Source organism: Chelatococcus sp. KU-N122, assembly GCF_055391085.1.
Map to the genome: position 1 here is coordinate 7379634 of NZ_AP043981.1, position 13041 is coordinate 7392674.

Here is a 13041-nt window from a genome sequence, read left to right on the forward strand (position 1 = left end):
CGGTCGGCGGCCAGCCCGTCTGCTGAGCACGTACTTTTCATAGGTGAGTCGACTGGCGAAAGCTCTATTCCCGAATTGATGAGAGACACGCCGAGGTCTATTCATCCTGTCGCGAAAGCGAAAATAGTTTCATCGACAACACCACGACCAGGCCCGCCCAGGACATCCGTCGTCCGCAAGAATCGGACTTTGTCTTATTCTAAACTACCGCACGGAAAAATCCGCACTTCAGCAACATCCAGACAACATCCGGCCATCTTAAGGCTCGGCGGATGGGCGATAAACGCGATCTCGACTGGAGAGGTTGCACATGGACGTCAGAGCGTCACGGCTACGCGGTTCACAGCTTCACGACGAGGTCGTCGAAGGCCGGCGCTTCGCACGCGTCGATATCGCCGTCGGCAAACGCCACGTCTCGCGGCAACCCTGGAGCGCTCCGCGGTCGGGTTGACGCACCCGATTCCGAAATGCTCTAGCTGGCTCGGGTCATAGCGGTGTGGAGGCGGAGCGCTTCCGGATGCTCTCCGTCGGTTAGCTCCAACGTCTGCCTTCGACGCCTGCATTCAACCGTGTGCCGGACTGATCCGGCCCTCCCAGCCCATGGGCAAAAGGCCATCCATGCGAACCTCCCATTTCCCCGGCATGTCCCTGTCGCTGCAGGAGGTCGCTCGCATCGCCCGCGCGCCGGTGCCGGCCGGCGCCGACGCGGCGCTCGAGATCACCGGCGCGGCTGCCGTGGAGCGCGCCGGGCCCAACGACATCGCCTATGTCAGCAGCCATTTATATGCGCCGGCGCTGGCGGTCACGCGCGCCTCTGCCTGCCTGGTGGCGGCGCGGTTCGCCAGTCTGGTGCCCGGCGCAACGATCGCTCTCGTCTGTGACGACCCGTACGGCTCATTCGCCGACGTGCTGGCGCGGCTCTATCCGGAAGCATCGCGACCCTCGCTGATCCTGGGCGAGCGCGGCCTGTCGGCCGGCGCCACCATCCACCCGACGGCCAGGATCGGCCCCCGGAGCACGGTGGAATCCGGGGCGATCATCGGCGCCGACGCGTCGCTCGGATCAGGCGTCACCATCGGCGCCGGAGCCATCATCGGTCCCGGGGTGGTCATCGGCGACGACTGCGCCATCGCGGCTGGAGCCACGATCGTTCATGCCGTTCTCGGAGCGCGGGTGATCATCCACTCGGGCGCTCGTCTCGGCCAGGACGGCTTCGGCTATGCCAGCTCCCGCCGGGGCCACGCCAAAGTCGCCCAGGTCGGCCTGGTCATCCTGGGCGACGACGTGGAAGTCGGCGCAAACTCCTGCATCGACCGGGGCAGCGGCCGCGACACGATCGTCGGCGACGGAACCAAGATCGATAACCTCGTCCACATCGCCCACAACGTCGTCATCGGCAAGCACTGCATGGTGGTGGCCCAGGTCGGCATTGCCGGGTCCACCACGATCGGCGACTTTGTCGCCATCGGCGGCCAGAGCGCCATCGCCGGACATCTGCGCCTCGGCGCCGGCGCTCAGATCGCCGCCGCCAGCGGCGTCATGCATGACGTGCCGGACGGCGCGCGCTGGGGCGGGCTTCCCGCCCGTCCGATCCGTGAATTCTTTCGCGAGCACACATGGCTTCGGCAGCTCGCGGCGCGGCGCGAGCGCATCCAGTGAACAGGTGAGCTCCGCACATGGCCGAAACGATCCTGGAGGCGGCGAGCCCGCGATGGCGGCAGCTGCGGGTGCCGCGGACCCTGGCGCGCCTGGCATTGGCGCTGGCGGTGTTGGCGGGCGCGGGCCTGGCCGGATGGGCGATGTTGGCACGCCCCGCTGCCGAGCGGACGTTCACGCGCCTGGTGAAGATCCGCGCGGCAGCGGTCAAGGCCCAGATCGGCCAGATCTTCGGCGACTACATTCTGGTCATCGGCGACTCTCATGTGGAGCGGCTGTTCCTGCCGTCGCTCTGCGGGGTTCCGGTGGTGAACGCCGGCCTCAGCGGCGCGGGCACCAATGAGCTGTCGGCCCTGGCCGCGGCCCTGGCGGACATCCGGCCCCCGGTGGCCGTCATCGCCAGCTTCGGCACCAACAACATGCTGGCAACCGCCGGCCAGCCTGCTGGCGGCACGCCCTTCGCGACGCAAGCCCTGGACCTGGTGCAGCGGCTGAGCGCGCTGTCGAGCGACGTCCTGGTGACCGATCTGCCGCCGATGAAGCCGACGGACCCGCTCGTTTCCGACGCCTCGATCCAGGACTACGATCGCGCCCTGGCGACGGCCTGCACCGTCGCGGGCTGCCGCTTCATCCGCCTGTTCGGCGCCGCCGCCGATCGCTCGGCTGCCGCCGTCACGCTCGAGCCGGACGGCGTGCACCTCACCAACTACCACCAGGTCTACGCCGGCGCCCAGAGCGACCTCTGCCCGATGCGGGTCGAGCTGCAGAACAGCCCCCGCAGACGTTAGAGCATGATCCCAAAAAGTGGACGCCGGTTCTTCGACAAGATCGTGCTCAAAACAAAGACTGAGAGCGGGATGATGATTCAAGGAAAAATCATCCCGCTCTAGCAACAGGCGAGCCCCCTCCCGCCGTCACGGCTTGGGCGAACCGACACGCGGCGGGCGCCTCTGCCCCTTGGACGCCCCACCGTCGGCCTCGGCGCGGACGACCGCCTCGACCAGGGCGGCGAGGCGCGGCACCAGGTCGGCATCGTCGAGGCCGCATGGGCCGGGATTGTTGAGCACGATGTTGACGAGGATGCCGTACATCGCCTGAAAGGCGAAGGCGACGGTGCGCGTCTTGGCGAGCCGTCGGCCCGGCCCGAGTCGCGCCAGCATGTCGGGCGTGCTGACCACGACGAAGACACGGCCGAGCTCCTTGAAGGCGCTCCACCCCTCCGGATGCGAGCCGTGCCGCAAGGCGGCCCGGGCCACGCCCTCGTGCTCCCGGAACCACGCCGCGGCGTGGTCTGCCAGCAGCCGGCAGAGCTCGGTGAGATCCGTCCCCTCGAGCGCGCCCGAGGCCCGCAGCGCTGCGTAGCGCGCCTGCCCGCGCCGGATGGCGAGCACCTGCAACGCATTGAAATACGCATCCTTGCTCTCGAAGCGGCCGTAGAACGAGCCGACCGTCACTCCGACGGCGGCGGTCAGGTCGGCGATCGAGAGGTCCTCCAGGTGCCGCGTGCGCAGCAGCCGCTCGCCCGCCTTGAGCAGCGCCTCCGTCGTCTCGCGGCTGCGGCTCTGTCGCGACGGCGTCACCCCCGGCAGGTCGAAGCTGAACAGGTCGTCGGTCATGGCCTGGCTCTTGTCCGCGGGCGCCGAGATATGATAATCATAATTCGAATTCTATAAAAGAGCATCGTCATCGCCCGGGAGGATACCGCATGCCACAGGATGAGCAGCCCCCCTTCGGCGGCCGCATCGGCCGGACCATCGGCGAATCGACGCCGTGGTGGCCCAAAGGCGAACGGGGGCCTGCGGGCGCGCCCAATATTCTGATCGTTCTCTTCGACGATGTCGGCTTCTCCGACTTCGGCTGCTACGGCTCGCCGATCCGCACGCCGACCATCGACGGGCTCGCGGCGGCAGGGCTGCGCTACACCGGCTTCCACACCACCGCCATGTGCTCGACCACGCGGGCGGCGCTGCTGACCGGCCGCAACCACCATTCCGTCGGCGTCGGCTGCCTCGCCAATTTCGACAGCGGCTATCCCGGCTACCGCGGCAAGATCGCCCGCGAGGCCGGCACCATCGCGGAGATGCTGAAGCCCAACGGCTACCGCAGCTACATGGTGGGTAAATGGCACGTCACGCCGCTGACCGAGAGCGGCGCCACCGGTCCCTTCGACGGCTGGCCGCTCGGCCGCGGCTTCGACCGCTTCTACGGCTTCCTCGACGCCGAGACCGACCAGTACGCGCCGGAGCTCATCCTCGACAATTCCCATGTCGATCCTCCCGGCAGCTTCGCCAGCGGCTACCACCTCACCGCCGACCTGGTGGACCGCGCCATCCGCTTCATCGCCGACCACGAGGCCGACCGACCGGACCTGCCCTGGCTGACCTGGCTCGCCTTCGGCGCCTGCCACGCCCCGCACCAGGCGCCGTTCGAGCTGATCAAGGGCTATGACGCCCTGTTCGCCCACGGCTGGGACGTGGAGCGGGAGCAGCGGCTCGCCCGGCAGATCGCCATGGGCGTGGTGCCCGAGGGCACGCGCCTGCCACCGCGCAACGACGGTGTCGGCCCCTGGGCGGAGCAGGGCGCGGACGAGCGCCGCCTGTTCACACGCCTGCAGAGCGCCTACGCCGCCATGCTCGACCACGCCGACCAACACCTGGCGCGGCTGTTCGCCTTTCTCGACCGGGCGGGCCTGAGGGACGACACCCTGGTCCTCGTGCTCTCCGACAACGGCGCCAGCCAGGAAGGCGGCCCGCTCGGCTTCGTCAACGCCATGGGCCCCTACAATTTCCGCCCTGAGCCGATGGCCGAGAAGCTCGCCCGCATCGACGACATCGGCGGCCCCGACACCCACTCCAACTTCCCGCACGGCTGGGCCATGGCGGCCAATACGCCGCTGCGCCGCTACAAGCAGAACACCCACGGCGGCGGCATCCGCGACCCGTTCGTCATCTCCTGGCCGGCGCGCATCGAGGCGCGGGGCGAGCTGCGCCACCCGTTCGTGCACGCCTGCGATCTGGTGCCGACCCTGCTCGAGCTCGTCGGCGTCGAGCCGCCGACCGAGATCGGCGGCATCGCCCAGCAGCCGCTGGAGGGCGTGAGCTTTGCTGCGAGCCTCGCCGACGCCGACGCCCCGCAGCGGCCCAAGCCCCAGTACTTCGAGATGTTCGGCCACCGCGGCATCTGGGAGGCCGGCTGGAAGGCGGTGGCCTATCACCCGTCCGGCTTCCCGTTCGACAAGGACAGGTGGGAACTGTTTCACCTCGATCGGGATTTTTCGGAAACCGAGGACCTCGCGGCACGCGAGCCCGAGCGCCTGGCGGCCCTGATCGACCTGTGGTGGCACGAGGCCGAACGCCACAAGGTGCTGCCGCTCGACGACCGCTTCGCACCCCGCTTCGCCGAGAACGCCGCCCGCTTCCATGGGCCGCGCCGCCGCTTCGTCTTCCATGCCGGGATGGGGCACGTGCCGACCGACGTAGCACCCGACGTGCGCAGCCGTGACTACAGCATCGAGGCGGAGGTGGAGACCTCTCGTGCGGGCACCGAGGGCGTGCTCATCGCTCACGGCGATGCCACCTCCGGCTACAGTCTGTTCGTGCGCGACGGCCGCCTGGTCTACGACGTGAACGTGGGCGGCGAGCACCGCACGGTGGTGTCGGACCGGGCGGTGCCGGCCGGCCCCTGCCGGCTGGGCGTGCGCGTGGCCAGGCCGGTGCCGGTGAACCCGCGCCAGCCGCAGCTCAGGATCTGCACCCTCACCATCGACGGCGAGGCCGCCGGTAGCGCCGAGAGCAACCTGAACTTCGTCAACTTCATCTCGTGGTCGGGCCTCGACATCGGCCGCGACCGCGGCAGCCCGGTCGCCGACTACGCCGCGCCGTTCACCTTCACCGGCAAGCTGATCCGCGTCGTCGTCGAGATGCACGACGGCCAGCAGCTCGACGGCGACGGCGTCGGCAAGGCCGAGATGGCGCGACAGTAGAGCCAGGACGTCATGGCCGAGCTTTTGACCCGCAGAGACGAGCGAGGGCCGACATCGATGACGACGCGCACAGCCCAGCCCGGCGCTTGGGGCATCGTGGCCCTGCTGTTCCTGTTCATGCTGATCAACTTCGTCGACAAGGCGGTCATCGGGCTCGCCGGCGTGCCGATCATGCGCGAGCTGGGGCTGACGCCCAGCCAGTTCGGCCTGGTCGGCTCGAGCTTCTTTTTCCTGTTCTCGATCTCGGCCATCGTCACCGGCTTTCTCGTGAACCGGATCCAGACCCGTTGGGCCCTCCTCGTCATGGGGCTGGTCTGGGCGCTGACGCAGTTTCCGATGCTCGGCAACATCGGCTTCGCCACGCTCATCGCCTGCCGCATCGTGCTGGGCGCCGGCGAAGGCCCGGCCTATCCGGTGGCACTGCATTCCGCCTACAAATGGTTCCCCAACGAGCGGCGCGTGCTGCCCACGGCGGTCATCGCCCAGGGCGCCAGCATCGGCGTCATGGCGGCGCTGCCGCTGCTCAACTGGGTGATCGTCAACCATTCCTGGCGCTGGGCCTTCGGCGTCCTCGGCCTCCTCGGCCTGGCCTGGACGCTGGCGTGGCTGATCTGGGGCCGCGAGGGCACGCTGGTCGACGAGCCGAGCGCCGACGGCCGGCCCGGCGCCACCATTCCCTACGCCCGCCTGCTGGCCACGCCGAGCGTGCTGGCCAGCTGGTGCGCCTATTTCGGCGCCTATTGGGCGCTCTCCATCGGCATCGCCTGGCAGACGCCCTACCTCATCAACGGACTCGGGTTCGCGCAGCGCGAGGTCGGCTGGATCGCCGCCCTGCCCTGGGGCCTCAGCGTCTTCACCGTCATCTTCCTCGGCTGGCTGTCGCAGCGGCTGATGCTGAAGGGAGTCTCGAGCCGGGTCGCCCGCGGTCTGCTCGGCGGCGTTGCCGTCGCCACGGGCGGCGTCTTCCTGGTGACCATGCCGTTCCTGCCGACGGCGGGGCTCAAGGTCGCCGCGGCGGTGCTCGGCGGCGCCGTGCCCGCGGTGATCTACGTCGTGGCGCACGCCGTCGTCAGCGAGCTCACACCGACCTCGCAGCGCGGCGCCATGCTGGCCATCGGCAATGCGGTCGGCACCACCGCCGGCGTCATCGCGCCGGTGGTCATGGGCAACATGATCGAAGGGGCGGCGACCCCGCTCGACGGCTTCAACCGCGGCTTCGTCACCTGCGGCCTCGTCATGATCGCCGGCGGCCTCGTCGGCGCGCTGTTCATGCGCCCGGAACGGGACCGGGCGCGGCTCGCCGCCGAGCCCGCGGCGGATCCGACCCCGGCAAGCGAGGTGCTGCCATGACATCCCCCGATACCCAACAGCGGCGAGAGGGCCGGCCACCGATGGCGGAATTCGATTACGTGGTGATCGGCGGCGGTTCCGCCGGATGCGTGCTGGCAAGCCGGTTGAGCGAAGACCCGTCGGTCAGCGTCTGCCTCATCGAAGCGGGCGGACGCGGCGACAGCTGGATCGTCAACACGCCGGCCGCAACGGCTTTGATGCTGCCGACCAAGATCAACAATTGGGGCTTCGAGACGGTGCCCCAGGCCGGCCTCGGCGGCCGGCGAGGCTACCAGCCACGCGGGCGCGCGCTCGGCGGCTCGAGTGCCATCAACGCCATGATCTACACCCGCGGCCATGCCTGGGACTATGACCACTGGGCCTCGCTGGGCAACGCCGGCTGGGCCTATGCGGACGTCCTGCCCTTCTTCAAGAAGGCCGAGTGCAACGCCGATTTCCACGATGGCTTCCACGGCACCGACGGCCCCCTCCCCGTCTCGCTGCCGCGCACCGACAACCCCTTCCAGCGCCATTTCCTCGACGCGGCGCGCGAGGTGCAGGTCGGCGAGACCGCGGATTTCAACGGCGCGCGCCAGGAGGGCGTCGGCATCTACCAGGTGACGCAGCGCAACGGCGAGCGCTGCAGCGCCGCTCGCGCCTATATCCAGCCCAACCTGTCGCGGCCCAATCTGCATGTGGTGACCGACGCCCTCGTCACCCAGATCATCGTGCAGGAGCAGCGTGCCCGCGCGGTCGCCTTCAAGCGCGGCGGCGAGGACGAGTGGGTGTCGGCGGCGGCCGAGGTCATCGTCAGCTGCGGCGCCCTGCAGACACCGCAGCTGCTGATGCTGTCCGGCATCGGCGACGGCGCGGCGCTCGGGCAGCACGGCATCGAGGTGGCCCACCACGCACCCGGCGTGGGCGCGAACCTGCAGGACCACATCGACTACATCTTCGTGTACCGGGCCCGCTCGCGCGATCTCTTCGGCCTGACGCTCGGCGGCGCCGTCCGCCTGATCAGGGAAGCCGTCCGCTACAAGGCCTCGCGGCGGGGCATGATCACCTCCAATTTCGCCGAATGCGGCGGCTTCCTGAAAAGCGATCCGGGCGAGCCGATACCGGACATCCAGCTGCACTTCGTCGTCGGCATGATCGACGATCATTCGCGCAACCGCCTCGGCGGCCACGGCTTCTCCTGCCACGTCTGCCTGCTCAGGCCCAGGAGCCGCGGCAGCGTGCGCCTGGCCGATGCCGATCCGCGCAGCGCGCCGCTGATCGACCCGCACTTCTATGGGGATCCGGTCGACCTCGAGACCATGATGAAAGGCTTCAAGGTGACCCGGCAGATCATGGATGCGCCGGCCCTGGCGCGGCACCGCACCGAGGACGTCTTTACCGCGCACGTCGAGACCGACGATGAGATCCGGGCGGAGCTGCGCCGGCGTTCCGACACGGTCTACCACCCGGTCGGCACCTGCCGCATGGGCATCGATGCCGCCGCGGTGGTCGATCCCGAGTTGCGGGTGCGCGGTGTCGCGGGCCTGCGCGTCGTCGACGCCTCGATCATGCCGACCCTGGTCGGCGCCAACACCAACGCGCCCACCATCATGATCGCCGAGAAGGCCGCCGACATGATCCGGGCGCGCGCCTGAACGGAGGACACTCATGGCCGAAGCCTACGCCCGCAAGGGCGCCGAACCGCCGATCGCCGTCGCCCACCGGGCTGCGCTCGCCGAGCTCCCCTTCGACGACCGGCAGGATTTCGAGGACGCGGCGCGCGGCTTCGTCGGCACGATCCCCGACGCTGCCGTCACCGCCGCCGACGGCCGGGTGATCTGGTCGCTCGCGCCCTACCGCTTCCTCGAGGCGGACAGCGCTCCCGACACCGTCCATCCGAGCCTGTGGCGGCTGGCGCAGCTCAACTGCCGCCACGGCCTGTTCGAGGTGGCGCCGCGCATCTACCAGGTGCGCGGCTTCGACATCGCCAACATGACCATCGTCGAGGGCGACACCGGCCTCATCGTCATCGATACGCTGACCACGGCGGAGACGGCGCACGCCGCGCTCGAGCTCTATCGCGCGCACCGCGGCCGGCGACCGGTAAAGACGGTCATCTACACCCACACCCATTCCGACCACTGGGGCGGGGTGAAGGGCGTCGTCGACGAGGATGCGGTCGCGAGCGGCGCGGTCGCCGTCATCGCCCCGGACGGCTTCATGGAGCACGCGGTCTCCGAAAACGTCATCGCCGGCAACGCCATGCTGCGGCGGGCGCACTACCAGTTCGGCATGTTTCTCGACGTCGGCACACAAGGTCAGGTCGACGCGGCGCTCGGCAAGTCGATCTCGCGCGGCACCGTGACCCTCATCGCCCCGACCGACCTGGTGCGCGAAACGGGTGAGACGCGCACCGTCGACGGCGTCGAGATGGTGTTCCAGATGGCCCCCAACAGCGAGGCGCCGGCGGAATTCCACATCTACTTTCCGGCGTTCCGCGCCCTCAACCTGGCGGAGAACGCCACGCACCTGTTCCACAACCTGCTGCCGTTCCGCGGCGCGGAGGTGCGCGATCCGCTCGCCTGGTCCAAGTACATCAACGAGGCCATCGAGCTCTTCGCGGGACGCTCCGACGTGCTGATGGGCCAGCACCACTGGCCGGTGTGGGGCCAGGCGCGCCTCGAGACGTTCCTGCGCCAGGCCCGCGACCTCTACAAATACGTGCACGACCAGACGCTTCGGCTGATGAACCACGGCCTCACCGCGGCCGAGATCGCCGAGGCGCTGACCCTGCCGCCGGAACTCGCCCTCCCCTGGCATAACCGCGGTTATTACGGCACCGTCCGCCACAACGCCAAGGCGATCTACCAGAAATACCTGGGCTGGTTCGACGGCAATCCGGCCAACCTCGATCCTCTGCCGCCCGTAGAGACAGCGCTCAAGACGATCGAATACATGGGCGGCGCGGCGGCGGTGATCCACCGGGCGCGCGAAGACTACGCCGCGGGCCGCTATCGCTGGGTGGCGCAGGTGATGAACCAGGTGGTCTTCGCCGAGCCCGACAACGCGGAGGCCCGCGCGCTCAACGCCGATGCCTTCGAGCAGCTCGGCTACCTCGCGGAAGCGGCGACCTGGCGCAATGCCTATCTGTTCGCCGCCCAGGAGCTGAGGCAGGGGCCGACCACGGCCAGGCGGACGCTCGGCGGCGACCCGCTGAAGGCGCTGACCATCGACATGGTGTTCGACTTCCTGGGCGTGCGTCTCAACGGCGACAAGGCGCAGGGCAAGGCCTTCACCATCAACTGGGTGTTCACCGAGCCCGCTGCAGCCTACGCGCTGACGCTGGAGAACAGCGCGCTCAGCTACATCAAAGGCAGGACGCGGCCGGATGCGGACGCAACGCTGACGCTGACCCGCGCCACCCTCGACACGGTGATCTCACGCCAGACGACGTTCCTCGCCGAAGCCCAGGCCGGCCGCCTCAAGATGGAGGGAAATCTGGCCAAGCTGGCGGAGCTCAACGGCCTGTTCGACGACTTCACGCCCGATTTCGCCATTGTCGAGCCGTAGGCGGAGTCTTCAAGTGCGATGGATGGTCGGCTCCACCGTGACGGTCCCACCTCGTCATGGTCGGGCTGACCCGACCATCCATCTACTGAGCAAGTGTCTCGTCTAGATCGGCCCAATCGGGATTGAACCTATTCACCAGATCAATCTTCCAATCTCGAAGCCAGCGCTTGATATTGTGCTCGCGCTGTATGGCGTCGCGGATATCAGGATAACATTCGTAGTAGACGAGGAGCTTCAAGCCATACCGCCGTGTGAAGCTGTCGTATCGGCCTTCTCGATGCTCGAACGCGCGGCGGCACAAACCGTTCGTCACGCCGACATACAGCGTGCCATGCGGCTTATTGGCCATCATGTAGATCCAGCCGCCCATACGCACAGCAACGCAAGTGGAGCGCGACGCGGCAAGGTTTATTTTGGAGGATGGATGGTCGGGTCAAGCCCGACCATGACGTTGCAAGCTTGGAGGCCTAGCTTTTTCAGTCGTCATGGTCGGGCTTGACCCGACCATCCATCTACTTGAAAGATGTTGGCAGGTTACCGAGCCATCTTGCTGTTCACAACTGAGCGACCGGCTGCAAGCCCGGGGAGCACGTGCCATGGCAACGATAGCGCCCACCCTCGTCTACTCGGACACGCCCGCCTCCCCCGAGGCCCTGCCGTAGATGCTGGCGCGGCAACGGGAAGCCGCCGAGCGTGATCCCTATCCGAGCTATGCGGCCCGCATCGTCGCGCTCGATGCCGTGGCCGGCATGCTGATCGGCAACCGCGACGCCATCGCGCGGGCCATCGCCGACGACTTCGGCCACCGCGCCGTGCCGGAGACGGAGATCCTGGAGCTGGCGCCGAGCCTCGCCGCGATCCGCTACGCCAGGGGCCACCTGAAGCGGTGGATGAAGCCGGAGCGCCGGCGCGTGGCGCTGACCTTTCAGCCGGCCCGGGCCTGGGTGCAGTACCAGCCGCTCGGCGTCGTCGGCGTCATCTCGCCATGGAACTACCCGCTCTACCTGGCCATCTCGCCGCTGGTCGATGCCCTGGCGGCCGGCAACCGCGTGATGATCAAGCCGTCGGAGCTGACGCCGGGCTTTTCCGAGCTGCTGCGCCGCATGGTGGCGGACACCTTCGACCCCGACCAGGTGGCGGTGGTGACCGGCGGGCCCGAGGTCGCCGACGCCTTCAGCCGGCTGCCGTTCGACCACCTGCTGTTCACCGGCTCCACCCACATCGGCCGCAAGGTCATGGCGGCCGCGGCGGAGAACCTGACACCGGTGACGCTGGAGCTCGGCGGCAAGTCGCCGGTGATCCTCTGTCCCGGCTATGACCCGGCCAAGGCCGCCCGCGCCGTCGCCGTGGGGAAATTTCTCAACGCCGGTCAGACCTGCGTGGCGCCCGACTACGTGCTCGCCCCGGCCGCCCAAGTCGACACCCTGGGCGAGGCGGTCGTCGCCGCGGCGCGGCGGCTCTATCCCACCATCGCCGGCAACACGGACTACAGCTCGATCATCAGCGACCGCCACTACGGCAGGCTGACCGCCATGATCGAGGAGGCCCGGGCGGGCGGCGCCCGCATCCTCGCCGCGGGCGACGCGGGCGGCACCCAGGCCCGCATCATCCCCCCGACCGTCGTCATCGATCCGCCGCGCGACAGCGCCCTGCTGCGCGAAGAGATCTTCGGCCCGGTGCTGCCGATCCTGCCCTTCGATACGCTCGACGACGCCGTCGCCCACGTGGCCGCCGGCGAGCGGCCGCTGGCGCTCTATTGCTTCTCCGACGACGGCGCCGAGCAGGCCGACGTGCTACGCCGGACCATCTCCGGCGGCGTCACCCTCAACGGCACCATGCTGCACGTGGCCCAGGACGACCTGCCCTTCGGCGGCGTCGGCGCCAGCGGCATCGGCGCCTACCACGGCCGCGACGGCTTCAAGCGCTTCAGTCACGCCCGGGCGGTGCACAAGGTCGGGTTCCTGAGCCCGCTCGACCTGATGGGTCCGCCCTTCGGCAAACGGCAGGCCGCGATGCTGCGGTTCCTGCTGCGGCGGTGAGGGAACCGCCCCTTACGCCTGCGCCGTGAGCCCGGCCGCCGCGATCCCCGCCAGGGCGCAGGCCTCGTCGTTGTCCGAAGTGTCGCCGGTGATGCCGACCGCGCCGATCGGCATGCCGTCCGCTACGACGATCACGCCGCCCGCGGCCGGAATGATGCCGTGCACGGCGACGGGCCCGAGCGAGGCGACGAAGCTCGGCCGCTCCGCCGCCATGTCGGCGATCTTGCGCGACGACACGCCGAGCGCCAGCGCGCTCGCGGCCTTGCCCACGGCGATCTGCGGCCGCAGCGTCGAGGAGCCGTCCTGGCGCTGGAAGGCGATCAGGTGGCTGCCGGCGTCGAGCACGGCGACGCTCAGCGGCTTCAGCCCCAGCTCCCTGGCCTTGGCCAAGGCCGCCGCGACGATGGTGTTGGCCTGTTCGAGCGAAATCCGGCTCACTGTGCTCTCCGTCGATCGATGATGATGATG

General features: G+C 68.9%; 10 protein-coding genes. 7 read left to right on the top strand and 3 right to left on the bottom strand.

Annotated features, from left to right (window positions below; all coding sequences use genetic code 11):
• Positions 1-618: 618 nt before the first annotated feature.
• Complete coding sequence (lpxD, locus tag ACZ5PO_RS33345) at positions 619-1659, top strand: UDP-3-O-(3-hydroxymyristoyl)glucosamine N-acyltransferase (RefSeq protein WP_464186978.1); 1041 nt, start codon at positions 619-621, stop codon at positions 1657-1659.
• 17 nt (positions 1660-1676) lie between these two features.
• Entirely contained in the window at positions 1677-2444 is a 768-nt protein-coding gene (locus ACZ5PO_RS33350) for an SGNH/GDSL hydrolase family protein (RefSeq protein WP_464186979.1), read from the top strand.
• Positions 2445-2570: 126 nt separating this feature from the next.
• Here the strand turns inward: ACZ5PO_RS33350 and ACZ5PO_RS33355 are convergent, their stop codons facing one another.
• Positions 2571-3272: a TetR/AcrR family transcriptional regulator gene (locus tag ACZ5PO_RS33355; protein WP_464186980.1), complete on the bottom strand. Its 702-nt coding sequence runs from the start codon at positions 3270-3272 to the stop codon at positions 2571-2573.
• Between the two features lie 89 nt (positions 3273-3361).
• On the opposite strand from ACZ5PO_RS33355, the gene ACZ5PO_RS33360 reads away from it, so the two are divergent.
• From ACZ5PO_RS33360 to ACZ5PO_RS33375, 4 genes are read left to right on the top strand one after another with little or no spacing between them, the layout of a single operon-like run.
• Positions 3362-5638: an arylsulfatase gene (locus ACZ5PO_RS33360; protein ID WP_464186981.1), complete on the top strand. Its 2277-nt coding sequence runs from the start codon at positions 3362-3364 to the stop codon at positions 5636-5638.
• A gap of 57 nt (positions 5639-5695) precedes the next feature.
• Complete coding sequence (locus ACZ5PO_RS33365; RefSeq protein ID WP_464186983.1) at positions 5696-6988, top strand: MFS transporter; 1293 nt, start codon at positions 5696-5698, stop codon at positions 6986-6988.
• A 41-nt stretch (positions 6989-7029) separates the two neighbouring features.
• Positions 7030-8619 (top strand): GMC family oxidoreductase, encoded by a 1590-nt coding sequence (locus tag ACZ5PO_RS33370; RefSeq protein WP_464186984.1) that lies wholly within the window; start codon positions 7030-7032, stop codon positions 8617-8619.
• A 13-nt stretch (positions 8620-8632) separates the two neighbouring features.
• On the top strand, positions 8633-10534 hold the full coding sequence (locus tag ACZ5PO_RS33375; RefSeq protein WP_464186986.1) for an alkyl/aryl-sulfatase: 1902 nt from the start codon (positions 8633-8635) through the stop codon (positions 10532-10534).
• A gap of 82 nt (positions 10535-10616) precedes the next feature.
• Here ACZ5PO_RS33375 and ACZ5PO_RS33380 read toward each other — a convergent pair whose 3' ends face one another.
• A complete protein-coding gene (locus ACZ5PO_RS33380) occupies positions 10617-10904 on the bottom strand; it encodes a GIY-YIG nuclease family protein (RefSeq protein WP_464186988.1) in 288 nt (95 codons plus the stop codon).
• 292 nt (positions 10905-11196) lie between these two features.
• On the opposite strand from ACZ5PO_RS33380, the gene ACZ5PO_RS33385 reads away from it, so the two are divergent.
• Positions 11197-12573, top strand: coding sequence for a coniferyl aldehyde dehydrogenase (locus ACZ5PO_RS33385; RefSeq protein WP_464186989.1), 1377 nt, complete (start codon positions 11197-11199; stop codon positions 12571-12573).
• Positions 12574-12585: 12 nt separating this feature from the next.
• On the opposite strand, the gene ACZ5PO_RS33390 is transcribed toward ACZ5PO_RS33385, so the two are convergent.
• Complete coding sequence (locus tag ACZ5PO_RS33390; RefSeq protein WP_464186991.1) at positions 12586-13011, bottom strand: GlcG/HbpS family heme-binding protein; 426 nt, start codon at positions 13009-13011, stop codon at positions 12586-12588.
• Positions 13012-13041: the final 30 nt, after the last annotated feature.